This is a genomic window from Rhodococcus sp. 114MFTsu3.1, from assembly GCF_000383555.1.
In the GTDB taxonomy this organism is placed as follows: domain Bacteria; phylum Actinomycetota; class Actinomycetes; order Mycobacteriales; family Mycobacteriaceae; genus Rhodococcoides; species Rhodococcoides fascians_E.
This window is the reverse complement of the sequence record NZ_KB911551.1, coordinates 220853-246738: the sequence shown is the minus strand read 5'-3', so window position 1 is coordinate 246738 and position 25886 is coordinate 220853. Positions and strand designations below refer to the sequence as shown.

Annotated in this window: 23 protein-coding genes; 4 read left to right on the top strand and 19 right to left on the bottom strand. The window is 64.5% G+C overall.

Translation table 11 applies throughout. The features are described 5' to 3' along the window. Positions 1-312 precede the first annotated feature (312 nt). Complete coding sequence (tyrS, locus tag H292_RS0116130) at positions 313-1587, bottom strand: tyrosine--tRNA ligase (RefSeq protein ID WP_020112059.1); 1275 nt, start codon at positions 1585-1587, stop codon at positions 313-315. A 57-nt stretch (positions 1588-1644) separates the two neighbouring features. Next, positions 1645-2334 (bottom strand): DNA-3-methyladenine glycosylase, encoded by a 690-nt coding sequence (locus H292_RS0116125; RefSeq protein WP_019665791.1) that lies wholly within the window; start codon positions 2332-2334, stop codon positions 1645-1647. Positions 2335-2347: 13 nt separating this feature from the next. On the opposite strand from H292_RS0116125, the gene H292_RS0116120 reads away from it, so the two are divergent. The 3 genes from H292_RS0116120 to H292_RS0116110 are packed head-to-tail and all read left to right on the top strand — an operon-like array spanning position 2348 to position 4451. Then, positions 2348-3094, top strand: coding sequence for an ABC transporter ATP-binding protein (locus H292_RS0116120; protein WP_020112058.1), 747 nt, complete (start codon positions 2348-2350; stop codon positions 3092-3094). After that, on the top strand, positions 3091-3846 hold the full coding sequence (locus tag H292_RS0116115; RefSeq protein WP_019665793.1) for an ABC transporter permease: 756 nt from the start codon (positions 3091-3093) through the stop codon (positions 3844-3846). Before H292_RS0116120 ends, H292_RS0116115 begins: the two co-directional genes overlap by 4 nt. Then, positions 3843-4451, top strand: coding sequence for a TetR/AcrR family transcriptional regulator (locus H292_RS0116110; protein WP_027498867.1), 609 nt, complete (start codon positions 3843-3845; stop codon positions 4449-4451). Before H292_RS0116115 ends, H292_RS0116110 begins: the two co-directional genes overlap by 4 nt. A 3-nt stretch (positions 4452-4454) precedes the next feature. On the opposite strand, the gene H292_RS0116105 is transcribed toward H292_RS0116110, so the two are convergent. The 16 genes from H292_RS0116105 to infC form a co-directional block, all read right to left on the bottom strand. Further along, positions 4455-4661, bottom strand: coding sequence for a Trm112 family protein (locus tag H292_RS0116105; protein WP_026347891.1), 207 nt, complete (start codon positions 4659-4661; stop codon positions 4455-4457). Positions 4662-4735: 74 nt separating this feature from the next. Then, positions 4736-7756 (bottom strand): AMP-binding protein, encoded by a 3021-nt coding sequence (locus H292_RS0116100; protein WP_020112056.1) that lies wholly within the window; start codon positions 7754-7756, stop codon positions 4736-4738. A gap of 113 nt (positions 7757-7869) precedes the next feature. Next, positions 7870-9309 carry an argininosuccinate lyase gene (gene argH / locus H292_RS0116095; RefSeq protein ID WP_027498866.1) on the bottom strand — a complete coding sequence of 480 codons (1440 nt, stop codon included), beginning with the start codon at positions 9307-9309 and terminating at the stop codon, positions 7870-7872. Positions 9310-9334: 25 nt separating this feature from the next. Further along, entirely contained in the window at positions 9335-9850 is a 516-nt protein-coding gene (locus tag H292_RS0116090) for an arginine repressor (protein ID WP_019665798.1), read from the bottom strand. Continuing rightward, positions 9847-10782, bottom strand: coding sequence for an ornithine carbamoyltransferase (gene argF / locus H292_RS0116085; RefSeq protein ID WP_019665799.1), 936 nt, complete (start codon positions 10780-10782; stop codon positions 9847-9849). Before argF ends, H292_RS0116090 begins: the two co-directional genes overlap by 4 nt. A gap of 1 nt (position 10783) precedes the next feature. Then, positions 10784-11983, bottom strand: a complete 1200-nt coding sequence (locus H292_RS0116080; RefSeq protein ID WP_020112054.1) for an acetylornithine transaminase — start codon at positions 11981-11983, stop codon at positions 10784-10786. After that, entirely contained in the window at positions 11980-12882 is a 903-nt protein-coding gene (gene argB, locus H292_RS0116075) for an acetylglutamate kinase (RefSeq protein WP_020112053.1), read from the bottom strand. The genes H292_RS0116080 and argB overlap by 4 nt, the downstream gene beginning before the upstream one ends. Further along, positions 12879-14105, bottom strand: coding sequence for a bifunctional glutamate N-acetyltransferase/amino-acid acetyltransferase ArgJ (gene argJ, locus H292_RS0116070; RefSeq protein WP_020112052.1), 1227 nt, complete (start codon positions 14103-14105; stop codon positions 12879-12881). Before argJ ends, argB begins: the two co-directional genes overlap by 4 nt. Beyond that, the gene (gene argC / locus H292_RS0116065) at positions 14102-15157 is read right to left on the bottom strand and encodes an N-acetyl-gamma-glutamyl-phosphate reductase (protein ID WP_020112051.1); all 1056 of its coding nucleotides are present in this window, start codon (positions 15155-15157) and stop codon (positions 14102-14104) included. The genes argJ and argC overlap by 4 nt, the downstream gene beginning before the upstream one ends. A 43-nt stretch (positions 15158-15200) precedes the next feature. Next, positions 15201-15797, bottom strand: coding sequence for a hypothetical protein (locus H292_RS0116060; protein WP_020112050.1), 597 nt, complete (start codon positions 15795-15797; stop codon positions 15201-15203). Between the two features lie 57 nt (positions 15798-15854). Next, the gene (pheT, locus tag H292_RS0116055; RefSeq protein WP_020112049.1) at positions 15855-18341 is read right to left on the bottom strand and encodes a phenylalanine--tRNA ligase subunit beta; all 2487 of its coding nucleotides are present in this window, start codon (positions 18339-18341) and stop codon (positions 15855-15857) included. Between the two features lie 52 nt (positions 18342-18393). Then, positions 18394-19464, bottom strand: a complete 1071-nt coding sequence (gene pheS / locus H292_RS0116050) for a phenylalanine--tRNA ligase subunit alpha (RefSeq protein ID WP_020112048.1) — start codon at positions 19462-19464, stop codon at positions 18394-18396. A 67-nt stretch (positions 19465-19531) separates the two neighbouring features. Continuing rightward, positions 19532-20338 carry a TrmH family RNA methyltransferase gene (locus H292_RS0116045; RefSeq protein WP_027498865.1) on the bottom strand — a complete coding sequence of 269 codons (807 nt, stop codon included), beginning with the start codon at positions 20336-20338 and terminating at the stop codon, positions 19532-19534. Between the two features lie 38 nt (positions 20339-20376). Next, positions 20377-20766, bottom strand: a complete 390-nt coding sequence (gene rplT, locus H292_RS0116040) for a 50S ribosomal protein L20 (protein ID WP_020112046.1) — start codon at positions 20764-20766, stop codon at positions 20377-20379. Between the two features lie 89 nt (positions 20767-20855). After that, positions 20856-21050: a 50S ribosomal protein L35 gene (gene rpmI, locus H292_RS0116035; protein ID WP_019665809.1), complete on the bottom strand. Its 195-nt coding sequence runs from the start codon at positions 21048-21050 to the stop codon at positions 20856-20858. Between the two features lie 93 nt (positions 21051-21143). After that, positions 21144-21845, bottom strand: coding sequence for a translation initiation factor IF-3 (infC, locus tag H292_RS0116030; protein WP_020112045.1), 702 nt, complete (start codon positions 21843-21845; stop codon positions 21144-21146). A gap of 394 nt (positions 21846-22239) precedes the next feature. Here infC and H292_RS0116025 point away from each other — a divergent pair, with 394 nt between their 5' ends. Further along, a complete protein-coding gene (locus H292_RS0116025; protein WP_026347894.1) occupies positions 22240-22590 on the top strand; it encodes a DUF1844 domain-containing protein in 351 nt (116 codons plus the stop codon). 219 nt (positions 22591-22809) lie between these two features. Here H292_RS0116025 and uvrA read toward each other — a convergent pair whose 3' ends face one another. Next, entirely contained in the window at positions 22810-25734 is a 2925-nt protein-coding gene (uvrA, locus tag H292_RS0116020) for an excinuclease ABC subunit UvrA (protein WP_019665812.1), read from the bottom strand. Between the last annotated feature and the right edge of the window lie 152 nt (positions 25735-25886).

Genomic DNA, 25886 nt, shown 5'->3' with positions numbered 1-25886 from the left:
ACGCCTGCCAGCATCAAGGGCAACTGTTCCAGCCTATCCCAGCTTGGTCTCGGATGCAAGCTCCGACTCTTGGGGGACAAACCAATCAAAAGCTACCGTACAACCTCGTTGTCTCCGGCCTCTCGGCTGGAGTCGGTGTCCGTGTCGCTCTGACTCGACAAAAGTTACGGCACGGGAAACTGCGCGTCAAATCCCCAGGTCGCCGAGAATCCGAACGACAAACGCCGAGGTGGTGACGCGTAAAGAGTGTTATCTACCCACCACACGCTCGAATCACACCTGTGTGACTCGCACCACCTCGGCGCCGTAGTGCTAGGAGGCTACGCGCACACCTGCGAAGTTCCGCTTTCCCCGACGTACGACCAACCAACGGCCGTGCAGCAGATCGTCGGGTGACGGCGTCCACTCCTCGTCGGCGATTTTCTGGTTGTTGACCGAGGCACCGCCCTCCTTCACTGCGCGACGTGCTGCGCCCTTGCTCTCGGAGAGACCGGTTGCGACAAGCAAGTCGACGATCGTCGACGGTTCCCCCGGCGCGAGGTCGGCTACCGGTGTCTCACCGAGCGCGGCTGCCAACGTCGACTCGTCGAGATCGGCAAGTTCGGCGCGGCCGAACAGTGCTTGGCTGGCCAGCTCGACTGCACGTGTGTTGGCCTCTCCGTGCACCAATGTCGTCATCTCGGCTGCCAGACGCTTCTGAGCCTCCCGCGCATGCGGACGTTCACGCGTCGCTTCGTCGAGATGGTCGAGTTCGGCCTGATCGAGGAAAGTGAACCAACGGAGGTACTTGACGACATCGGCATCGCCGGTGTTCACGAAGTACTGGTACCAGGCGTACGGGCTGGTCATTTCCGGGTCGAGCCACAGGCTTCCGCCACCGGTCGACTTTCCGAACTTCTTTCCGTCCGCCGACGTGACCAGGGGCACCGTCAGTGCGTGGACCGACTCACCGTCCTTGCGTCGGTTGAGCTCGACGCCGGCGATGATGTTGCCCCACTGATCCGAACCGCCGATCTGGAGCGTGCACCCGTGCGTGCGACGAAGTTGGACGTAGTCGTTCGCCTGAAGAAGCATGTAGCTGAACTCGGTGTAGGACATTCCGTCGGCCTCGAGACGCGTTTTCACCGTGTCCCGCGCAAGCATCACGTTCACCGAGAAATGCTTGCCGACGTCACGAAGGAAATCGATCGCCGACAGCGGACCGGTCCAGTTCAAGTTGTTCTCGACGATCGCACCCGTAGCTCCGTCGTCGAACTCGACGAATCGCTCGAGCTGGCCGCGGATACGGTCGGCCCAGTCCCGGACGGTGTCGGTCGAGTTCATGACCCGCTCCCCCACGTCGCGAGGGTCGCCGATCAGTCCGGTGGCACCGCCTGCCAGGACAATCGGCCGGTGACCTGCACGTTGAAAACGCTTGAGCGCCAACAGCGGAACGAGGTGCCCTGCGTGAAGGCTGGGACCGGTCGGGTCGAAGCCCGCATAAAGAGTGATCGGCCCGTCGGACGTCGCCTTCTTCAGTTCGTCCACGTCGGTGGACTGCGCGATCAATCCGCGCCAGGTCAATTCGTCGATGATGTTCTCGCTCACGCCTCCGATCTTTCCGCATCCGACGTCGAACAGGAACCTCGCCCTCGTCGGGCTCCGTCAGGACGCCGGGGCCCGCGGGCTCCGGCGATACGCCGACACCGCGTCGGAGCGCGGGATCCAGAACCTCCACGGTCTGTCGGCAGCCTTGCTGACTCCCACCCTCGGGCCTTCGGCCACGTCGGTCGGACGACCGGCCCGCCCAGCGGCGAGAACGATCCGCGACGATCCGTCGAACAGGTCCATTCCGTTGTCCGAGAGCTGGGCGCCGATGGCCTGCCCCAAGTTACCCGGCCCACTGACCAGCTTCCTGGAAGCAACTCGGTCGCCTCTCCGGCGCCGTACTGCTTCCTCACCATCCACCAGCTCGGCGGCTCGCAGCAACACTGCGGCGGCTTCACCGTCGGGACCGCAGGTGACGTTCATGCACAGGTGCATGCCGTAGCTCGAATAGACGTACAACCGTCCCGCCGAACCGAACATCACGCGGTTACGCGGAGTCGGGCCGCGATAGGAGTGAGCAGCGGGATCCGGCCAGGGTCCCCCTTCGGGTCCGCCGTACGCCTCGACTTCGACGACTCGCACGCGCACGTTCTCCACTCGAAGTTCGACGCCGAGCAGGTTCCGCGCGGCCTCGACGGGATGGCAGTTCAGATCCTCTGCGTTCACACAGCTGATCTTTCCCTGGCGCTTGGAGCCCTTGACGTCGACCACTCGGAAGGTCTTGAATTCATCACACAGTGATTTCATCAGCCGATGAATTATGGAGGACACCATGACGATCGCACCCGATCCGGCGGTCATCGTCGAGAACCTCGTCGTCCGGCGGGGCAAACGCACAGTTCTCGACGCGGTGACCATGTCCATCCCCGCCGGCCACATCACCGGCCTGCTCGGCCCGTCCGGATGCGGCAAGACAACACTCATGAGAGCGATCGTCGGTACCCAGGTGGTCGAGTCGGGAACGGTCACCGTGCTGGGTAAACCGGCAGGCTCGAGAGCACTGCGCCGCAAAGTCGGCTACGTGACCCAGGCCCCGAGTGTCTACCGCGACCTCTCGGTCCGCGACAACGTGGCCTACTTCGCCGCGCTGTACGGACGCGATCCCCGTTCGGTCTCGTCTGCGATCGATTCCGTGGGTCTGGGTGAGCATGCGTCGTCGCCGGCGGGAAATCTGTCCGGTGGGCAACTCGGCCGCGTGTCCTTGGCCAGCGCGCTCGTCGCCGAGCCCGAACTACTCGTGTTGGACGAACCCACCGTCGGGCTCGATCCCGTGCTGCGAGCCGAACTGTGGTCACGATTCGAGGACATCGTCCACTCCGGCGCGACGCTGCTGGTATCCAGCCACGTCATGGAAGAAGCCGAGCACTGCTCCGAGCTGGTCCTGATGCGCGACGGTTCGGTACTTGCACAACTCGCGCCCCGGGAGCTGTTGCACCGCACGGGCGAATCGAGCCTCGAACACGCGTTCCTGACCCTCATTCGCACCACGGAAAGCGGTGTCCGATGAACCTGCACATCTACGCAGCCGGGACCACCCGGATTCTGCGTCAGCTCCGAGCCGATCACCGAACCGTCGCGATGATCCTTCTCGTCCCGTCCCTGCTCATGGTTCTGCTGTACTTCCTCTACCAGGATTTTCCCACGGCACCGGGCGCTCCCCCGCTGTTCGATCGCGTCGCCGTCAGCATGCTCGGAATACTGCCGTTCGTGGTGATGTTTCTGATCACCTCGATCGCCATGCAGCGCGAACGCAGCTCCGGGACACTGGAACGACTGCTCACGACACCGATGTCCAAGCTGGATCTGCTGGCCGGATACGCCTCGGCTTTCTCGTTGGCTGCGATACTTCAGTCGCTTCTGGCCTGTGCTGTCGTGTTCGGGGCGCTCGGACTCTCCACCGAAGGGTCGCCTGCCTGGGTGCTCCTGATCGCGGTGCTCGGCGCCGTTCTCGGTGTCGCGATCGGACTGCTGTGCAGCGCGTTCGCTCGCACCGAATTCCAGGCCGTGCAGTTCATGCCTGTCGTGGTCGTGCCGCAACTTTTCCTGTGCGGACTACTCGTCCCCCGAAATCAGATGCCGGACTGGCTGCACGCCGTCAGCAACGTCATGCCGCTCAGTTACGCAGTCGACGCGCTGAGCCAGATCTCTACCGCCCCGAGCGTCACCGGGCGATTCTTCACCGATGTCGCCGTCGTTCTGGCCTTCACGGTCGCCGCGTTGTGCGCTGCAGCAGCAACTCTGCGGCGGCGGACACCATGACCGGCAGAGCACGGACGGGACGACGACCGGGCCGACCGGACACGCGCGACGAGATACTGAGAGTCGCTCGAACACGTTTCGCCGCTACAGGTTTCGACAAGACTTCGATCCGATCGATCGCCGCGGACGCCGGCGTCGACTCCGCCCTCGTGCACCACTACTTCGGGACCAAGCGAGACCTCTTCGTAGCGTCGATCGCCCTGCCGACCGATCCGACGGTAGTACTTCGTCCAGTCCTGGCCGCCGACACCGATCGGCTCGGTGAGGCGCTACTCACTGCGATTCTTGCCGTCTGGGACTCCGAGAACGGCCAGGCCGTCGTCGCCACGTTTCGTTCACTGATCGCAGGCGCCGACGTAGGCCTGATCAAGACCTTTCTGATGCACGTCGTGCTCGACGACATCGCACACAGAGTCGACGAACCCGTCGGGTCCGGCCCTCTGCGAGTCGCGCTCGTTGCCTCCCAGATGTCCGGTCTACTGCTCACCCGCCACATCCTGAGCATCGAACCGCTCGCCTCGATGCCCGCGCACCGCGTGGTGGCGCTGACAGCACCGACGTTGCAGCACTATCTCGCCGGTGAACTGCCCGACTTCGTCCCCTGACGATCAGGATCGAGCGCGAGCCAGAATCGACTCGTGCTCGGCGTCGTCCACATCCCTCGCGTCGTCGACGAGCAGGACCGGGATACCGTTCTCGATCGGATATGCCCGACGCAGCCGCGGGTTGTAGAGCAGCTCGTCCTCCACCAGCAACAGCGGGCCCTTGTCGACAGGGCACGCGAGGATGCTCAGCAGTGTCTGATCGATTGCCACCGATTTCTCACTTTCGTCTGTCACCGCTTCGCACGGGGATCGTCCGAAACCTTACCCACCGCACGTAGCAGAGCTCAGTCCGTTCCGACGTCGGCCACACTGTCGGTGCCGAAGCGTTGCGCGGCAATCGCTTTGGTCAACCGCTTGTAGGTACTGGATTCCTCGTCGTAATACCAGGTCCGAGCACTCGGCGTTGGGATACGAGACTTTCGTAGTTCGGTTTCCCGTGGCCGATACGCCCGCCCCAGCGGAATCGCATCGACGAGATGAACGATGTCCGGACGCTGGCTCGGCAGCAGCACGCCCATGGCGTCGGTGATCGCCTTACCCGGCACCGTGCTGTCCTTCCGCACCGAGATGCCGCAGATCGCGACCTCGTCGGCATGGTCGAGTCGCCGGGACGAATCGGCACTGCCACCGATGTCCACTCCGTACACGACGACGGATCGAACCTGCGGAATCTCCCCGAACGCATCGATGATGGGTTGGGTGAACACCGGCCCGCGAGGTGTCTTCACGACGGTGTCCTTGCGGTCCACCAGCCAGAAATCTCCGTCGGAATCCCGTCGAAACAGGTTCTCGGTGGGAATCCACGAATCACCGGGCTCGAACACGCCCCGCATCAAAGGACTTGTGACCTCGCCCTCGTTGCTCGGACGCCCGAGGAGCAAACCGACCTCGCCGTCCTTGCACAGCCGAACGAAACCGTTGTCGTCCTCCTCCAACCTCCCTGTGATGGGGTCGTAGGCAGCCAGAGCCACCCGTGCACTTCCTGGCAACGGGCGGCCCTTCGATCCGATCTTCGAACCACCCACGTTGGCCAGGATGATGTCGTTCTCGGTGGAGGCATAGAACTCGAGAACACGAGCGGGCGAGAACCGCTCCATCGTTCGTTTCCACAGCCCGACAGGCATTCCCGATCCGATGAACAAACGGACCGCATGCCGGAGGTCGACATCGAGATGATCGTCGTCGAGGATGCTCTGCATCATCGCCCAGGTGTAGCTGATGACGGTCACGCCATAGCGAGAAACCTCACCGGAGAACCGAACCGGGTCGAGACCCCGCGACAGGGCAATACGCGACCCGCCGGCGAGCGCACCACCGACACTCACCAACAATCCCGCCGAATGATGAAGAGGAGCAAGGCAGTACACCGTGTCTCCGGAACTCAGCCCGGCCGCGGTGGCGGTTCCGTACGCCGACAGCGCCCATCTGTGGTTGGTGATGTAGCGAGGCTCGAGGCCCCGATCCGTTGCCGTGAACAGCACCATCGCAAGTTCCCTCGCGCGGCCCGGATTGGGCTCGAACCACGCAGGCAACCGCACCGAATCCGGATCGACGGCTTCGAGGTCGGTGACGTCCGCCCCGGTCGGTACGTCCAGCTGACGAGCGTCACCGCCACCCAGAACGAGAACGTTGGCGGCGACGGTCGTCGCAGACTTCAAGTTCTCCGGGTCGGTGACGACGGTGTCGACGTCCACCGCCCTCAGGGCGCTCTCGAGGTTGCCGCCCGGAGGAAGCAGAACTGCTACTGCGCCGATTCTGGACAACGCGGCCACGGCCGCCAGCGCGCTAGGACGGGTCTCCATGAGCACACCGATGCGCGCCGACGGCCGGATGCCGGAGACTACAAGGCCCTTCACGACGTTGTCGATGCGGACGTTGACGGCCTCGTACGTGTGGACTCGATCGTCGAACAGGAAGCACTCACCCGACGGCGACCGACGTCCCTGATCAGCGATGAGCCTGCCCAACGACACCGTCGAATGCGCCTGCATCTGACCGAGACGCGCCAGTCGTGGCAAAGTGCGCACAGCCTCCGACGACATCTCGCGGGTACCTCTCACCGCTCCCGTCGCCGCTGCCGCGAGCCCGCGGCCTACTCCGACACCCACCTCCGCGATGGACGCGGCCGTATGAATGATTCGATTGCTGACCGACACACCGCTTTCGGAATCGGGATGTTCGTCGTACGCCATCTCGTGCACGCCGGATGGCTGCTCCCCCAGCCCTTCCCGCCACCGTATCCACTCGCCCGTTGTCGGCCACGTCTGCGCCGCGGCGGTGGTGCCGACCACCAACCCGAAGTGACCGGCACGCAAAGTGCTTTCGAAGATCTCCGCACGTGGCGCCGCACGCTTGATGCCGCGCACCGCCAACGGCTGGCCGATGTCGTCGACCTCGCCTACGAACGCGAGAACCGGAACCGACAACTCGGACAGCGTCAGCAACCGATCCTTGATGACGAATCCACCCGTCATCATGCGGTTGTGCACCACGAACTGCTTCAACAACTCGGCCACAGCCGGGCCGGACCACGCAACCCAGCCGTCCATCGCCAGAAAACGCCTCTGCGGCTCGCGAGGCAACAACGCATCACGGTCGTGCAGCTGCCGGAGGAAGTCGAGTCGAGACCGCACCGTCTTCGCCGGATCCAACAATTGGAACCCGGTCCGTGCCATCCACCCGGAGACGTCCATCCGAGTGAACACGTGATCCGCCAGAAACTCGGCACCCTTGGTCGCCACACCGGCCGGAATACCCAGCGGCAACGCCGCCAACGTGTCCACCGGCGCCCCGAACGTGATGATACTCGCCAGATTTCGGCCACTCCGATACGCCGCAGCCTGGTAACAGAACATCCCGCCTTGCGAGTACCCGCCGAGGTGGACGTCGCGGCCGGTGATCGTGTGGACCTTGTCCACCACCTCGCTGATCGCGACAACATGATCCGCCAGAGTCCGGCTCCACCCGCCTTCCTCCGTGTCGGGCGAACCGAAGTCCACCACCCACGGATCGAGGCCCATGTCGTGAAGAATGCCGGCAGCGCCGTTCTCGGTCGTCACGTCGTACACATCGGCCGACACCATCATCGGCGGCACCAGCACGACCGGAGGCTTCGAACCCTCGTCGGCGTCGTCGGCGAAATACCGACGGAGCCGGTACATCGGCTCACGATCGACGACCTTGAACGGCGACGGATCGACCTCGGTCTCCAGACCGCCGAGACGGATCACTTCGAGGCCGTTCTGTGCAGTCGCCACCGCACGCCGCAACGGCCCGCGGATCGCGTCTGCGTTCAGTCCCACCACAACACACTCCTGCGTTCGACGCTTGTCCCCGCTCGAACCGGCCACTCACCGACCCGTCAGAAGCTTCTCATACCGAACCCCTTCGAATCCGGCGCGCCTGATTTATTTCTCTGTCAGCGAGCAGGAATTCCGTCGGCGAGCCACGCGCGAGCCTTCTCCGCAGTCGACCGCACACCACCGAGCTGGCTCGCCACCTGCACAGCAGCCGTGCCGCCCCGAGAATCTCGCGACGAAATGGAACCCTCGACGGTCAGGACCTCGCGAACCGCCGGCGTCAACGACGGATCGATCGACGACAACTCCTCGTCCGTCAACTCCTCCAACCCGACGCCGCGCCCCTCCGCAACACGAACGCACGCCCCGGCCGCCTCGTGCGCCACCCGGAACGGAACACCCTGCCTCACCATCCACTCGGCGATATCCGTCGCCAACGTGAAGCCTGCGGGCGCGAGCTCGGCCAACCGATCCACATGGAACTCCAGCGTCCCGACCAATCCGGCGAGAGCGGGCAGCAACAGCTCGAGCTGCGCCACCGAATCGAAGACCGGCTCCTTGTCCTCCTGCAGATCCCGGTTGTAAGCCAACGGCTGTGCCTTCAGAGTCGCCAACAGGCCGGTGAGATTACCGATGAGCCGACCCGTCTTTCCGCGCGTCAATTCCGCGACGTCGGGGTTCTTCTTCTGCGGCATGATCGAGCTGCCCGTCGACCACGCGTCGGCGAGCGTCACGTAGCCGTACTCCGGGGTACTCCACGACACGATTTCCTCCGCGAGACGCGACAGATCGACCGCGGTCATCGCGAGCACGAACGACGCTTCCGCCGCGAAGTCACGTGACGAGGTCGCGTCTATCGAATTCTCGGCCGACGAATCGAAACCCAACTCGGCTGCGATCTTCTCCGGGCTCAGACCAAGCGACGAGCCCGCCAAGGCCCCCGAACCGTACGGCGACACCGCGGCTCGGCGATCGAAATCCTGGAACCTCTGGACGTCACGCAACAGAGGATGGGTGTGCGCCAGGAGATGGTGGGCCAGCAGCACCGGTTGCGCGGCCTGCGAATGCGTCTTGCCCGGCATGACCGCAGCCGGGTGCGCAGCAGCCTGCGTGGCCAACGCGTCGACGACGTCGAGGACCCCTGCCGAGACCCGCCGGACAGCGTCGCGCAGCCACATCCTGAACAGAGTCGCCACCTGGTCGTTGCGCGAGCGTCCGGCCCGAAGCCTCCCTCCGACCTCGGGACCGACCCTGTCGATCAATCCCCGCTCGAGCGCTCCGTGGACATCTTCGTCGGACTCCGCGGCAGCGAACTCACCGGAAGCGACGTCCTCGGCCAACCGAGACAAACCGTCGAGCATCGTCTCGAGGTCCGCCGCCGTCAACAATCCCGCACCGTTCAACACGCGTGCATGTGCCATCGACGCCCGAATGTCGTACGGGGCCAACACCCAGTCGAAGTGCGTCGACTTGCTCAGTGCCGCCATCGCCTCGGCCGGACCGGACGCAAACCGTCCGCCCCACAGCGATCCTTCGTTGGTTCCGTGCTGTTCGCTCACAGTTCTGCTTTCCACATCGTTCGGATCATTCGGCACGTCGGGCCAATTTCTCGATCTTGTCCGCAAGTTCGCTGCCGGTGATCGGTTCTCGCGCGATCACGAAGATCGTGTCGTCTCCGGCGACGGTCCCGACGATCTCTCGCAGCGACGCCCGGTCGAGCGCGCTCGCCAGGTATCCCGCAGCCCCGGGTGGGGTCCGCAGTACGGCCTGATTGCCGCTCGAATCGGTCGACACGAGCAGCTCACCGAGCAGCCGGGTCAACCTGTCGGTCCCCCCTGAAACCCCGCGCACCGGATTACCGTCCTCGGGCACCACGTACACCCCGACGCCACCGTCGGCCGCACGCAGCTTGACGGCACCCAACTCGTCGAGATCCCTCGACAGCGTCGCCTGGGTGACATCGATGCCCTCCGACGCCAACAGCGTCGCCAGTTCCGGCTGACTGCGGACCTGGTGGTTCGACAGCAGCGCAACGATCCGCGCCTGCCTCCCCGCCCGAGTCGAAGCAGTCAACGGAACCGACGACACGTCCTCGCTCACGGTCGTCGTGCCTGCTCGAGCAACCAGACCAGCAGCGCCTTCTGTGCGTGCAGACGGTTCTCGGCCTCGTCCCACACCACGCTCTGCGGGCCGTCGAGCACCTCGTCGGTGATCTCCTCGCCGCGATGCGCGGGAAGACAGTGCAGCACAACGGCATCGGACTTGGCTTTGGACAGCAGCTCGGCGTCGATCCGGTACGGCCTGAACGGGGCGACGCGGTCGAGACCGTCGTTCTCCTGACCCATCGACGTCCACGTGTCGGTGACGAGGGCGTCGGCCCCCTCCGCGGCTTCGTACGGGTCCTCGGTGAGCGTGATACGTGCGCCGGTGATCTCGGCGCGCGCACGAGACGCCTCGACCACGGCGGGCAGCGGCGCGAATTCACGAGGCGCAGCGATGGTCACGTCGATACCCGCGGTGACACCACCCAGCAACAGCGAATGCGCCATGTTGTTGGCACCGTCACCGAAATACGCGAGTTCGAGTCCCTTCAACTCGCCCTTCCGCTCGGCCAGAGTCTGCAGATCGGCGAGAACCTGGCACGGATGGAACTCGTTGGACAGCGCATTCACGATCGGCACCGTCGCTCCGGTGGCCATCTGCTCGAGTCGTTTCTGCCCGAACGTGCGCCAGACGACTGCCTCCACGTAACGCGACAGCACACGCCCGGTGTCCTGCAGCGTCTCCTCACGTCCGAGCTGAGTGCTCTGCCCGTCGACGACCACAGCATGACCACCGAGCTGCGCGATTCCGATCTCGAACGAGAAGCGGGTGCGGGTGGAGTTCTTCTCGAAGATGACGCCGACGCCCTGCGGTCCCTCCAACGGCCGCTTGGAGAACGGTGCGCGCTTGAGCTCTGCTGCGAGCGCCAACACCTCGGCCTGCTCCTGCGGCGAGAGATCATCATCCTTGAGAAAGTTCTTCAGTGCCATGTCAATCCGTTTCGTCGGCAGTGTCGAGAATTGTGGGCAATGCCGCGACGAACGACGCCGCCTGTTCCTCGGTGAGGACCAGTGGCGGGGCCAAGCGCAGAACGTCGGGCTGGGCGGCATTGATCAGGAAGCCTGCATCACGAGCAGCTGCTTCGGCTTTGGCTGCGACAGCCTTGGTCAGCACCACACCCAGCAGAAGACCGGATCCGCGGACGTGATCGATCAGCGGGTGGTGCAACTCCTCGATGGAATGCGTGATCACCTTTCCCAGCCTGTCGGCGTGGGACACCAGGTCGTCCTCGGCGAGAGTCCGAAGCACGGCAAGCGCGGCCGATGCGCACACCGGATTTCCACCGAAGGTCGTACCGTGCTTGCCCGGATGGAGCAGCGCGGCTGCCTCGCCGATTCCGATGCACGCACCGATCGGCAGTCCCCCGCCGAGCCCCTTCGCCAGCGTGATGACATCGGGGACGATGCCGACGGCCTGATGCGCGTAGAACCATCCGGTCCGCCCGATGCCCGTCTGCACCTCGTCGAGGATCAGCAGTGCTCCGTGCCGCGCCGTGATCTCCCGTGCGGCGAGCAGATAGCCTTCCGGCGGCACCACGACACCGCCCTCGCCCATGATCGGTTCCAGGAAGACTGCCGCAGTGTCCGAATCCACCGCGGCCTCCAGTGCGGCGACATCTCCGTACGGCACGTGCTCCACGCCGGCGGGCATCGGCTCGAACGGCACGCGCTTGTCCGGCTGACCCGTCAAGGCGAGCGCACCCATCGTTCGCCCGTGAAACGCCTTCTCCGCGGCAATGATCTTGGGCCGACCGGTCAATCGCGCAATCTTGAACGCAGCTTCGTTGGCCTCGGTACCGGAATTGCACAGGAACACTCGTCCGTGCACGCTCGCACCCAGATGGGACAGCAACTGCTCGGCGAGCGCGATACCCGGCTCGGTCGCATACAGGTTCGAGGTGTGCCCGAGCGTCGACAGCTGGGTCGTGACCGCGTCGACCACAGCGGGATGCGCATGGCCGAGAATGTTGACGGCGATGCCGGCGAGCAGGTCGAGGTACTGCTTGCCGTCGGCGTCGGTCACCACAGCGCCCTCACCGCGCACCAGAGCAACGCGCGGCACACCGTAGTTGTCCATCAAGGAATTCGACCACCGGGACTGGAGGTCGAGGGTCGTGGTGTGCTCGGTCATGAATGCTCCCCTGATAGTTCCGGCGCCGACACCATCGTGCCGATGCCCTCGCCTGTGAACAGTTCCACCAGTACCGAATGCGGAACCCTACCGTCGATGACGTGTGCAGACGGCACACCACCCTGAACCGCTCGCAGGCACGCCTCCATCTTGGGAACCATCCCGGCATCGAGCGAGGGCAGCAGAGCAGTCAGTGAATCCACGTCGATCTCCGACGTCAACGACGACCGATCCGGCCAATTCGTGTACAGCCCTTCGACATCGGTGAGCACGACGAGCTTCTCCGCGCCGATCGCCTTGGCCAGCGCAGCGGCAGCGGTGTCCGCGTTGATGTTGTGCACGACGCCCTCGGCGTCGGGAGCGATGGTCGACACCACCGGAATCCTTCCTGCCGCAATGAGATCGAGTACCGCGTCGGGATTCACCGACGTGACATCGCCGACGAGTCCGATGTCGGTCGGCGAACCGTCGACCATCACCGAACGCTTGGACGCCGTGAACAGATGCGCATCCTCACCGGAGATTCCTACGGCGTACGGCCCGTGACTGTTGATCAGACCGACGAGCTCGCGTCCGACCTGGCCGAACAGAACCATCCGAACGATATCCATCACCTCGGGCGTCGTGACGCGGAATCCACCACGGAATTCACCGGTCATGCCCAGCCTGGCCAGCATCGCGTTGATCTGAGGCCCGCCGCCGTGCACCACCACGGGATGCAATCCGACGGTTCGGAGAAAGACCATGTCCTCGGCGAATGCGCGCTTGAGTTCCTCGTCGATCATCGCGTTCCCGCCGTACTTGACGACGACGATCTTGTCGTTGAACTTCTGCAGCCACGGCAAAGCACCGGCCAGCGTATGCGCCTTCTGCGACGCGGTCAGGTCGAGTTCGGTCACGACGAGTACGCCGAGTTCTCTTCGACATACCCGTGGGAAAGGTCAGTCGTGCGAATCGTGACGACGGAGTCTCCGATTCCGAGATCGATCCGAACCTCGATGTCCTCACCGGACAGATCGACATCACGGGCACCGGGCGCTCCGACACCGTCGACGCAGACCGGACTTCCGTTGAACGACACGGTGATACGGTTCGGGTCCAGCTCGATCGGCGCGATACCGATCGCTGCGAGCACGCGGCCCCAGTTGGGATCGGATCCGAACAGAGCCGTCTTGACCAGGCTGTCCCGTGCCACCGTGCGCGCACCGACCAGAGCATCGTCCTCCGACGCAGCCCCGGAGACCGTGACCTTCACCCGCTTCGTGACGCCTTCGGCATCCGCCATCAACTGATCGGCCAGATCGTCGCACACCGCCAGTACCGCAGCGTTCAGTGCGTCCTGGCTCGGCGCGACACCACTGGCTCCCGACGAGAGCAGCAGAACTGTGTCGTTGGTGGAGGTGGCCCCGTCGACATCGAGGCGGTCGTAGGACAGTCGGGTCGCGTTCCGCAACGCGGTGTCCAACTGCTCGGCCGTTGCGACGGCATCGGTGGTGACAACACTGAGCATCGTCGCCAGGGAAGGAGCAAGCATGCCCGCGCCCTTGGCCATTCCGCCGACGTTCCATTTGTCGACGTGATGGAAGGCAGCCTGCTTGGGCACCGTATCGGTTGTCATGATCGCGTACGCGGCATCCGTTCCGCCCGAGATACCGCCCGCCAACTCGTGCACCACGTCGGTGACACCGGCAATCAACTTGTCCATCGGCAACCGATCGCCGATCAGACCCGTCGAACACACCGCGACTTCACCGGCACCGGTCTCGGTACCCCAATTGCTCAACGCCGACGCGACCTCTTCGGCCGTCCGGTGCGTGTCCTGGAATCCGCCCGCGCCGGTACAGGCATTGGCCCCACCGGAATTGAGAATCACCGCACGGAGCTTGCCCGCGGTCAGCACCTGCTGGGACCACAGCACCGGGGCAGCCTTCACCTTGTTTCGCGTGAAGACACCCGCCGCAGCCGTGTCGGGCCCTTCGTTGAACACGAGCGCGAGGTCGGACTTGCCACTGACTTTGATACCCGCCGCGATACCGGCACCCTTGAATCCGGCGGGCGCAGTGACACCCTGATTCCGGACAAGCTTGCCCTGAGGCTCCGCCGCTTCGGTAGAACTGCTCACGGTGCGACTCCTACAGTCGAAAGTCCGTCGGTCTCGGGCAGTCCGAGAGCCAGATTCATGGATTGGACCGCAGCGCCTGCCGTCCCCTTGGTCAGATTGTCGATGGCAGCGATGACGACGAGCAGCCCGGCGTCGGCGTCCACCGACACACTGAGCTGCACCGCGTTGGATCCGATCACCGCGCCCGTTTGCGGCAACCTCCCCGACGAGAGCACATGGACGAACGGCTCTGCAGCATAAGCCTTCTCGTACACCTCGACGGCCTGCGCCTCGGTCGCCGTGGTCCGCGCGGTGCACGTGGCCAGAATTCCCCGCGGCATCGGCGCCAGGACGGGCGTGAACGACACGGACACCGGCTCCGGCGACAGCGCCGACAGGTTCTGCACGATCTCGGGATTGTGCCGGTGCGCACCCGCCACGCCGTACGCCCGAACCGATCCCATCACTTCCGACCCGAGCAGATCCGCCTTGGGGGCACGGCCCGCACCCGACGAGCCGCTGACAGCCACCACGTTCACCCGCGGCTCGACGATCCCCGCCGCCACCGCAGGGGCGAGCGCAAGACTCGACACCGTCGGATAGCACCCCGGCACTGCGATCCGGGTAGCTCCGATCAGCTTCTCGCGATGGCCGGGAAGCTCGGGCAACCCGTACGGCCACGTGCCCGCGTGCGGCGACTTGTAGTACTTCTCCCAGGCCGAGGCGTCGGACAACCGGAAATCTGCGCCACAGTCGATGATCACGACGGACTTAGGAAGTTGTTGCGCGATCTCCGCGGACTTGCCGTGCGGCAAGCCCAGGAAGACGACGTCGTGTCCTTCGAGTTCCGACAGCGTGGTCTCACCGAGAACGCGGTCCGCGAGGGGAAGCAGGTGCGGGTGGAACTCGCCCAGCGAGGCGCCCGCATTGCCACCCGCGGTGAGAGATCCGATGACGATACGTCCCGACTGCACGCCCGGATGACCGAGCAACAGTCGCAGAATCTCGCCGCCTGCGTATCCACTGGCGCCCGCGACGGCAATCCGCAGAGGCGCACCATTCCGATCGTTCATACGATGATTATGCATCACCGTGCAAGCTCATTCAGGAGCGGGGTCACCCGTCCTTCATGGACCGCCGGATCTCGTCCAGCTTCTTCCGACCCGCAGCCTCACGCTCGTTCCACTGCTCGTCGAGCGTGCGACCCGCAGGCGTCCCGTGATCCAACTCCTCGCGACCCAACGCCGTCGTCGAACGACTCTCGACCTTGTCTCGAACACTGTCCCATGTCGGGACACCCTGATCGGTGAAACCCGTCGGCGAATCGTGGTTGGAGAAACCAGAACTCACGCCCCCGCCGATGGCGCCGTCGATAGCGCTGTCGTCCACCAGCTCGGCGTCGATGACGCCCGGCCGAGGAATCTCCGTCGGAGTCCCGCCCAGCGGAGAATCTCCGGGACCGGTCGGGTCGTACCGCGGGCTCGATTCCTGTGGATCCCCCAACGGCTGGTCGATGTGAGGCTTCGTCGTGTGCGGGACATCCACGTCGGGAATGTCACCGGGCGGAACCGTCGACGGGTCCGTGTTCGCTGTATCCAGTTCCGCCAGCAGCGCCGACGCCGCCGCGTGGACGGGTCCAAGTGCCGGGCGCCCGCCCACCGCGGCGAGCACCTCGCGCAGTACCGCTACGTCGGTTCGATCGTCCGTGGTCATACTTCCTCCTGAGCAGTAGGAAAGTCGTACGACACCAGGCTACGGACTCGACACCGCTCAGCCTCGCAGTTCGGCCCCGACTGCATTCTTCGCAGCGGCGACGGCAGCGTCGCGCGCCTCGGTGGCCTGCGCTTCGGTCAACGTTCCGTCGCTACCGCGGAACACCAACGCAAATGCCAAGGACTTCCGGTCCGCACCGACCTGCTCACCTTCGAACACGTCGAACAGTCTGATGCTCTCGAGAAGGTCACCCGCACCTGCGCGCAGCGCAGCTTCGACATCGGCCGACGGGACCGATCGCTCGACGACCACGGCGACATCCTGAAGAACCGCAGGGAACGGCGACACGATCGGAGCCGGAAGAGACTCGACGATCGGGAGAGCATCGAGATTCAACTCGACAGCACACGTGCGCGCCGGCAGGTCCGCTCGTTCGAGCACCGCTGGATGCAACTCACCCGCATGCCCCACCACAACGCCGTCGACCAGTAGTTCAGCACAGCGACCGGGATGCCACGGAAGGTGCTGCGCCGCACGGAACTCCAACTGCACACCGGCGGCCGCCGCGACCGTCCGAGCCGCCGCGAACGCGTCGGACGCATCGGCTGCGCGCCCCGGTCCCCACGGACCCGAAGGATCGCGCTGGCCGGTCAGCACAGCACCGACGAACACAGGCTGGTCCGGAAGCGACCCGCGCAAGTGAGCGATCTCCTCGTCGCTCGGACGCGCGTGCACCGCTAGCGCATCGACCGGAACCGTGTGATCACCGGGGCGAACGACCTGAGCGATGCCGAACAACGCCAGATCCCGCTGCCCACGGTTGACGTTGCGCGCCAATATCTCCAACAAGCCGGGCAACACCGTCGTCGCGAGCTCGGGACGGTCCGCTTCCAGCGGGTTCAGAACCGAGGTGGTCCGGCGACGAACATCGTCGGCGGGCAGTCCCCACGTGTCGAACACCCCGGTCGGCAGGAAGACCGTCGGCAGCACCTCGACGAAGCCGGCGAACGCGAGCGACTTGCCGACAGCGCGTTTGCGCTTCTGAGTGGCCGTCAGACCGCGCCCGGCCGGAGCCGTCGGGAGCACCGACGGGATCTGCTCCAGCCCCTCCAGACGCAGGACCTCCTCGACGAGATCGGCAGGTTGCTGCAGGTCCGGACGCCACGTCGGCGGAGTCACGACCAGCTCGCCGTGGCCCGACGCGCTGACACCGACCTCGACATCGCACCCGATCTGGGTCAGACGTCGAGCGGCCGTGCCGTTCGGGTACGCGACCCCAGCGACACGATCAGGTAGATCGAGATCCATACGAACGGCGTCGAACGTGTGCGGCTCCCCGATATCGGTCAACACCGACTCGACGCGACCTCCGGCGATCTCGACGAGCAACTGCGCCGCACGATCCAACGCAGCCACGGGCAGCGCCGAGTCGACAGTGCGCTCGAAGCGCTTGCTCGCTTCACTGGACAGTTTGTGCCTGCGACCCGTACGGAACACCGCGAGAGGATCGAACGTCGCTGCCTCGAGAATCACGTCGACAGTATTGTCGTCGACCTCTGTGGACGCACCACCCATGACACCTGCAAGAGAAATCGCACCTGAATCGTCGGCAATCACGACGTCCTCGGCGTCGAGAGTGCGCTTCACGTCGTCGAGCGTGGTCAGCTTCTCCCCTGCCTCGGCCCGCCGGACGACGATTCCGCCGCTCAGCTTGTTCGCGTCGAACGCATGCAGCGGCTGACCCAACTCGTGCAGCACGTAGTTGGTGACGTCCACCGCAGCCGAGATCGGCCTGATGCCCGCCAGCAGCAGCCTGCGCTGCAACCACCACGGAGTCGTCGCGTTCGGATCGATGCCGCTGACCTTGCGCAGCGCGAATCGGGTCGCCCCGGAATCGGCCTCGACCGTAGTGGGCCACGTATCGGCCTCGTTGTTCTGTACCGGCCCAGCTGCTGGATCCGCGAACTCCAGATCGAAGCTGCTCGCGAGCTCCCGAGCCAGCCCTCGGACGGAGAAGGCGTATCCGCGGTCGGGTGTCACGTTCAACTCGATCACCGCGTCGTCGAGCCCCAGCACGGCCTTGGCGTCGTCACCGGGAGCTGCGGTGCCTTCCGGCAACACCAGGATTCCCGACGAGTCACGCCCCAACCCGAGTTCCGCCGTCGAACAGATCATGCCGTTGGACGTCTTGCCGTACGTCTTACGGGCCGCGATCGCGAATCCTCCGGGCAGCACACTTCCCGGCAGGGCTGCGACGATAAGGTCGCCTTCGGCGAAGTTCCGTGCACCGCAGACGATTTCCTGCAGTTCCTCGGCGCCGACGTCGACATGACAGAACCGAATCGGCTTCTTGAACTCCGTCAACTCCTCGATCGACGAGACACGACCGACCACGAGTGGACCGGTGACGTTGTCCAGCGATTCCAACTCCTCGACCTCGAAGCCGACGCGAACGAAGCCTTCGTCGAGTTCTTCGGGGGTCACCTTCCACTGCGGCGCGGTGCGCTGCAGAACCTCGGTCAGCCAGGATTGTGGAACTCGCACGTCTGCTCAGCTCTTTCTACGGATCGAAACTCGGTAAGGGCAGTTCTCGAGATCAGGCGTCGACGCCGAAGGGGATGGTGAAACGAATGTCACCCTCGACGATGTCCCGCATGTCGGGAATGTCGTTGCGGAACTGCAGCGTTCGCTCCAGACCCATACCGAAGGCGAAGCCCGAGTACACCTCCGGGTCGATACCGCTGGCCCGCAGCACCTTCGGGTTGACCATTCCGCAGCCGCCCCACTCGACCCAGCCCGGCCCGCCCTTCTTCTTCGGGAACCAGACATCGACCTCGGCGGACGGCTCGGTGAACGGAAAGTAGTTGGGCCGCATACGAGTACGAGTCTCCTCGCCGAACAGCGCCCGAGCGAAAGCATCGAGCGTGCCGCGTAGGTTCGCCATCGTCAGACCCTTGTCGATTGCGAGGCCCTCGACCTGATGGAACACCGGGGTATGCGTTGTGTCCAGTTCGTCGGTGCGGAACGTCCGCCCAGGGCAGACGACGTAGATGGGCACCTCACGCGACAACATCGACCGCACCTGCACCGGCGACGTATGCGTACGAAGAACCTGGCGCGACCCCTCCGGTGCGATGTGGAACGTGTCCTGCATCGTTCGAGCAGGATGGTCCGGCAAGAAGTTCAAGGCGTCGAAATTGAAATGCTCGGTCTCGACCTCCGGGCCTTCCTCGACCTCCCACCCCATCGCAACGAACACGTCGGCAACTTGATCGGCAATGATCGTGATCGGGTGCCGAGCACCGACCGGACGACGCGTCGACGGCAGGGTCACGTCGATGGTCTCGGCGACGAGGATCGCGGCATCGCGCTCGGCGAGCAGAACCTCGCGGCGAGCATCGAAAGCCTTCTGTACGCGATCGCGCGCGACCTTCACTCGCTTACCGGCATCGGCCTTCCGATCACCCGGGATCGATCCCAGAGCACGCTGCGCCAACGCGAGCGGCGCCCGGTTGCCGATGTGCTCGATCTTCACCTGCGTCAACTCGTCCAGATCACGAGCAGCGGCAAAAGCCTTCTCGGCCCCGTCGGCGGCGGCATCGAGCGCAGCCGGCTCGAGCACGCTCGGATCTACCGGCTGGGCGTTGTCGGCTTCTTTCTTCGCCACGAGTGCTGCAACTCCTTGATGGTGTGGATTGATGTCCCTGAAGGACGATTCTAGGCGAGCGACAAAGTCATTTATGCCCGGACCTGCGCTGAGCTCGCGCGCTAGCGTAGAGGCAGATCGCCGCCGCCGTCGCCAGGTTCAGGCTTTCGGCTCGGCCGTGAATCGGAATTCTGACGCGATGGTCCGCAGCCGCTGCAACCGCGGGTGCCAACCCGTGCGCTTCGTTGCCGAACAACCACGCCGTCGGTCGGCTCAGGAGCTCGTCCGCATCGTCGAGGTCCACATCACCGTCGGCTGCCGTCGCGAGAATCGTGACGCCGGCCGCACGCAGCGCATCGAGCCCGACGTTCACCGACCGCTCGCGAGCGATCGGGAGATGGAACACACTGCCCGCCGACGCACGAACGCACTTGCCGTTGTGCGGATCGACGGCATCTCCGAGCAGAATCACCGAGTCCGCACCCACTGCGTCGGCGACCCGTATGACAGTTCCGGCGTTGCCCGGTTCGGACACCTCCACAGGAACAGCCACCAGCTGCGGGGTTCCGGCGAGAGCCACCCGGACATCCACATCGACGGTGCGGCACACCGCAACCACCCCAGGCGGAGTCACCGTGTCCGACAGGCCCTTGGCGGCGCGTTCGGTGATCGCGTGAACCGGAACGCCCGTCGTGCGCGCGAGGTCGAGCACGACACCGTTGCGGTCTGCCGAGTCCTCGCGAAAGAACACCTCGCGCGCGACGCCGGCGTGCAACGCCTCGGCGACGGAGTTGGTGCCCTCGGCGAGGAAAAGACCCGTCTTCTTTCGCTCGGAGGCGCGAAGGAGCTTCACAGCCGAAACGACCCGTGGCGTTCGCTCGGTGAGCGTGTCCACGGGTCGTTTCGGATCGAGATCGTCGTGCGTCAACCTACTCAGGCTGCTTCTCCGGCAGGAGCGTTGACGTCGGCAGGCAGTGCAGCCTTGGCGATATCCACCAAGGAAGCGAATGCAGCAGCGTCCGAGACTGCGAGCTCGGCGAGGATCTTGCGATCGACCTCGACGCCTGCGGCCTTCAGACCCTGAACGAAGCGGTTGTACGTGATGTCGTTGGCGCGAGCTGCAGCGTTGATACGCGTGATCCACAGCTTGCGGAAGTCACCCTTGCGAGCCTTGCGGTCGCGGTATGCGTAGGTGAGCGAGTGGAGCTGCTGCTCCTTGGCCTTGGTGTACAGACGTGAGCGCTGTCCGCGGTAGCCCTTGGACGCTTCGAGAATCGAACGGCGCTTCTTCTGGGCGTTGACCGCCCTTTTTACGCGTGCCACTGGTAAATCCTGTCGATCTGGGGGCTAGTCACACAACCCCGAATGGTATGGGATGACGCCGGCGAAGTGCGCCGACTACGAAGTCCAGATCAGATGCCGAGCAGGCGCTTGATCCGCGGCTCGTCAGCCTTCGTGACGACTGCAACGCCGTCGAGACGGCGGGTCACCTTGGTGGCCTTGTGCTCCAGCAGGTGGCGACGGCCGGCCTTCTGACGCAGGATCTTGCCGCTGCCGGACACCTTGAATCGCTTCTTGGCGCCACTGTGGGTCTTCTGCTTGGGCATGGAGTCCTCAGTTCTGTGTTGCTCTTCGGTCTTGCTCGGCACGATCCGTGCCGGTGATCACCGGCACGGATCGTCTTACTGGTCGTGCTTGGTTCAGGAGCTCGGCGGCGTCGCCGCAGCCGGAGCATCTCCCGCTGCAGGCTCGGCAGGTGCGGGCTCGGCGGCCGGAGCCGGAGCTGCCGCACGCTGAGCCGGCGGAGCTGCCGCGCTCTCCTGCGCCTTGACGCGAGTCTTGGCACCCTTGTGAGGGGCAAGGACCATCGTCATGTTGCGTCCGTCCTGCTTCGCGGACGTTTCCACGAAGCCGAGATCAGCTACATCCGCTCCCAAACGCTGGAGCAGGCGGAAGCCGAGCTCGGGACGCGACTGCTCGCGTCCGCGGAACATGATGGTGACCTTGACCTTCGAGCCGGCTTCGAGGAAGCGAACGACGTTTCGCTTCTTGGTCTCGTAGTCGTGTGCGTCGATCTTCGGGCGGAGCTTCTGCTCCTTGATCACCGTCAGAGTCTGGTTCTTGCGCGATTCACGCGCCTTCTGTGCTGCCTCGTACTTGAACTTCCCGTAGTCCATGATCTTGCAGACCGGCGGACGAGCGTCGGGAGCCACTTCTACGAGATCGAGATCGGCTTCGAGAGCCAAGCGGAGTGCATCTTCAACACGCACGATGCCAACCTGTTCACCGCCCGGTCCGACTAGACGAACCTCGCGAACACGGATGTTGTCGTTAATGCGAGTCTCAGTGCTGATGGGGCCTCCTAGGTAGTGCGATGTGGGGTCGAGCCGACCGCCTGGCACAGCCCGCCTGCCCGCTTGTCCTACGACGACGGCGCCGCCGGGACGTCCATGCCTTGCGGCACTGACCCGTACAACGCAAAAACCCTGCTCAGCATTTCCGCTGAAGCAGGGCCCGAAGTCGACCGGCCGGACGAACACCGCACGCGATGCACATCCCCTCTCGCGAGGAAGCTCGGCACTGCGCCTCTACGGCGCCTGTCCGAGTGACCGGACCGGAATCAACCTGAGCTGAAAGCCGGTGGGAGTCGGGCTCCACTTGCTGCCTTCGAGTAACAATCCCCAGCTGGAGAACGCGTCGAAGACGGTCGTTGAAGAACTGTACCAGCCGACCAGGCTGTTCGCCGAATCGGCGCTGGCGGACGCTGTTCACCATCGCCGTGACATCCTCGTAGACATGAGCAACCCCGAACATGCCGACGAGCCGGACGTCCGCGAACTCGCCGACGTCCCCGCCGTCGAGGTGATCAGCCGCGCCGCCGTGATGCTGATGAGCTCCGCAGCCGAAAAACTCGGACTGTCCGAAGCCGACCCTTCCTCCAGCCCCCACCTCGACCTCGACGAAGCCCGACGAGTCATCACCGCCCTCGCAGGACTCGTCACCTCCTCGGTCGAATACCTCGGACCCCACGCAGGCCCCATCCGCGAAGGACTCCAGGCACTGCAGAAAGCCTTCCGCGAAAACTCCGCCTACCCCGACGAGCCCGGCAAGGGTCCCGGCGAGAAATACACGGGGCCGGTGTACTGATCACCCGCTCCCCTGTCGGACCGAACGTGCCGTCTGGTCACTTGAAGGGACTGAACGTGCCGTCTGGTCACTTGAAGGGACTGAACGTGCCGTCTGGTCACTTGGAGGGACCGAATGTGCCGTTCGGTCACTTGAAGTGACTGAACGGCACATTCGCTCCGGAAAGAGCGGGAAGAACCGGAGCGAATGTGACGTTCGGTGCAGAGACGGTCGGGGAGGTCAGACGGCTGCGGCTTTGCGGGGACGCCGCTTCTTGACCGGTGCCTTCTTGGTTTCCTTCACAGGCTCGCGGGTGAGAGCCTCCTGCAGGAACTTGCCGGTGTAGCTCTCCGGCACTGCAGCGACCTCTTCGGGGTTGCCCTGGGCCACGACGGTGCCTCCGCCGGAACCGCCTTCCGGACCCATGTCGATGATCCAGTCCGACACCTTGATGACGTCGAGATTGTGCTCGATGACGATGACGGTGTTGCCTTTGTCCACCAGTCCGTTGACGACGCCGAGCAGTTTGCGGATGTCCTCGAAATGCAGGCCGGTCGTCGGTTCGTCGAGAATGTAGACGGTCCGACCGGTGGAGCGTTTCTGCAGCTCGGACGCCAGCTTCACTCGCTGCGCTTCACCACCGGACAGCGTGGTCGCCGGCTGACCGAGCCGGACGTAACCGAGGCCGACCTCGACCAAGGTCTTGAGGTAACGGTGGATGGACGTGATGGGCTCGAAGAACTCGGCTGCCTCTTCGATCGGCATGTCCAGTACCTCGGAGATGGTCTTTCCCTTGTAGTGCACTTCGAGTGTCTCGCGGTTGTAGCGAGCTCCGTTGCACACCTCGCACGGGACGTACACGTCGGGAAGGAAGTTCATCTCGATCTTCAGCGTCCCGTCGCCCGAGCATGCCTCGCACCGACCGCCCTTGACGTTGAACGAGAATCGGCCTGGTTGGTACCCGCGCACCTTCGCCTCGGTAGTGGCCGCGAACAACGTTCGGATCTTGTCGAACACACCGGTGTACGTGGCCGCATTGGAGCGGGGCGTGCGCCCGATGGGCGACTGGTCGACTCGCACCAGCTTGTCCAGCTGGTCGAGTCCGTTGATTCGCGTGTGCCGTCCGGGGACCTGTCGAGCACCGTTGAGCTTGTTCGCCATGACCGTCGCGAGAATGTCGTTCACGAGCGTCGACTTTCCCGATCCCGATACGCCGGTGACCGAGGTGAGCACACCGAGCGGGAAACTGACGTCGATGCCCTTGAGGTTGTGCTCGCGAGCACCGACGACGGTGACCTGACGCTTCTTGTCCACCACACGCCGGAGGTCGGGCAGCGGGATCTCGAGGCGACCCGCGAGGTAGGCACCCGTCAGGGACTCCTCGTTCTTCAGCAGGTCCTGGTAGGACCCGCTGTGTACGACGCGTCCGCCGTGCTCGCCCGCCTGCGGTCCGATGTCGACGACCCAGTCGGACGTACGGATGGTGTCCTCGTCGTGCTCGACGACGATCAGGGTGTTCCCGAGATCTCGTAGTCGTGTGAGGGTGTCGATGAGTCGACGGTTGTCCCGTTGGTGCAGGCCGATGGACGGCTCGTCGAGGACGTACAGGACGCCGACGAGACCGGATCCGATCTGCGTGGCGAGCCTGATGCGTTGAGCCTCTCCGCCGGAGAGGGAACCGGCTGCGCGGGACAGCGAGAGGTATTCGAGGCCGACGTCGAGCAGGAACCCGAGCCTGGCCTGGACCTCCCGAAGGACCTGACCTGCAATGGCCTCTTCCTTGGCCCCGAGGGTGAGGCTGTTCAGGAAGTCGGCGGTGTCGGAAATGGACAGACGGCAGACGTCGGCGATGGACTTCGCCCCGAATCCCCCGGCCTCGATGGTGACCGAGAGGATTTCCGGCCGAAGACGATCGCCACCGCACGCCGGGCACGGGACGTCACGCATGTACCCGTCGTAGCGTTCCTTCATCTGCTCGGATTCTGTCTGTTCCAGCCGGCGATGCAGGAAGGGCATGACGCCCTCGAACTCCGCGTAGTAAGAACGGGTACGCCCGTACCGGTTCTTGTACTTGACGTGCACTTGGTGCTCGCTGCCCTCCAGGACAGCGCGCTTCACCTTCGCGGGCAGCTTGTTCCAGGGCGCGTCCAGGTCGAAGCCCATTGCGTCCGACAACCCGGACAGCAGCCGACCGAAGTACTCCGATGTCTGGCCCATCGACCACGGCGCAATGGCACCGTCGGCCAGGGACAGATCCGGGTCCGGTACCACCAGATCCGGGTCGACCTCTTTGCGCACACCGAGCCCGAGGCACTCCGAACACGCGCCGTAGGGCGAGTTGAACGAGAACGACCGGGGCTCGAGATCGTCGATCGACAGCGGATGCGCGTTGGGGCAGGCCAATTTCTCGGAGAAGCGACGCTCGCGATCGGGCGAGTTCTCGTCGATGTCGACGAAATCCAGGACGACGATCCCGTCGGCGAGGCGTAGCGCCGTCTCGACCGAGTCCGTCAACCGCTGCTTCGAACTGGCTTTCACCGTGAGGCGGTCGACCACGACCTCGATGTCGTGCTTTTCTTGCTTCTTGAGCTTGGGGGGATCGGTCAACTGGTGCACCACGCCGTCGACGCGGACTCGCGAGTAGCCCTGAGTGTTCAGCGACTCGAACAGGTCGACGAATTCGCCCTTGCGCGTACGGACAACCGGAGCGAGCACCTGGAACTTGATGCCCTCCTCCATCGCGAGCACCTGGTCCACGATTTGCTGAGGTGTCTGCTTGGCGATCTTCTCCCCACACACCGGGCAGTGAGCCGTGCCGGCGCGCGCGAAGAGCAGACGTAGATAGTCGTACACCTCGGTGATGGTGCCGACGGTCGAGCGCGGGTTGCGGTTGGTCGACTTCTGATCGATGGACACTGCGGGCGACAGACCCTCGATGAAATCGACGTCCGGCTTGTCCATCTGACCGAGGAACTGACGGGCATAGGCAGACAGCGATTCGACGTAGCGTCGCTGACCTTCCGCGAAAATGGTGTCGAACGCCAGCGACGACTTACCCGAACCCGAGAGCCCGGTGAAGACCACGAGACTGTTGCGCGGCAGGTCGATATCGACCCCCCGCAGGTTGTGTTCCCGCGCACCTCGAACGACCAGGCGATCCGCCACAATTTTCCCTTCTTTTCGGAAGTCTTCGAACATCGGACGCCGATACCGACGACTCTCGGGTACCACCGACCGAACCGATCCAACCGATGCTGTTGTGATGCACACGTGAAGATCCAGTTCACGCACGAGCAATGCTAGGCCGACCCACCGAC

Excerpts from the sequence above, each read along its gene's own strand:
- H292_RS0116125 (WP_019665791.1), bottom strand. The coding sequence starts at position 2,334 with ATGAAATCACTGTGTGATGAATTCAAGACCTTCCGAGTGGTCGACGTC.
- H292_RS0116120 (WP_020112058.1), top strand. The coding sequence starts at position 2,348 with ATGGAGGACACCATGACGATCGCACCCGATCCGGCGGTCATCGTCGAG.
- H292_RS0116115 (WP_019665793.1), top strand. The coding sequence starts at position 3,091 with ATGAACCTGCACATCTACGCAGCCGGGACCACCCGGATTCTGCGTCAG.
- H292_RS0116110 (WP_027498867.1), top strand. The coding sequence starts at position 3,843 with ATGACCGGCAGAGCACGGACGGGACGACGACCGGGCCGACCGGACACG.
- argF (WP_019665799.1), bottom strand. The coding sequence starts at position 10,782 with ATGGCACTGAAGAACTTTCTCAAGGATGATGATCTCTCGCCGCAGGAG.
- H292_RS0116080 (WP_020112054.1), bottom strand. The coding sequence starts at position 11,983 with ATGACCGAGCACACCACGACCCTCGACCTCCAGTCCCGGTGGTCGAAT.
- argC (WP_020112051.1), bottom strand. The coding sequence starts at position 15,157 with ATGAACGATCGGAATGGTGCGCCTCTGCGGATTGCCGTCGCGGGCGCC.
- H292_RS0116060 (WP_020112050.1), bottom strand. The coding sequence starts at position 15,797 with ATGACCACGGACGATCGAACCGACGTAGCGGTACTGCGCGAGGTGCTC.
- rpmI (WP_019665809.1), bottom strand. The coding sequence starts at position 21,050 with ATGCCCAAGCAGAAGACCCACAGTGGCGCCAAGAAGCGATTCAAGGTG.
- H292_RS0116025 (WP_026347894.1), top strand. The coding sequence starts at position 22,240 with ATGAGCAACCCCGAACATGCCGACGAGCCGGACGTCCGCGAACTCGCC.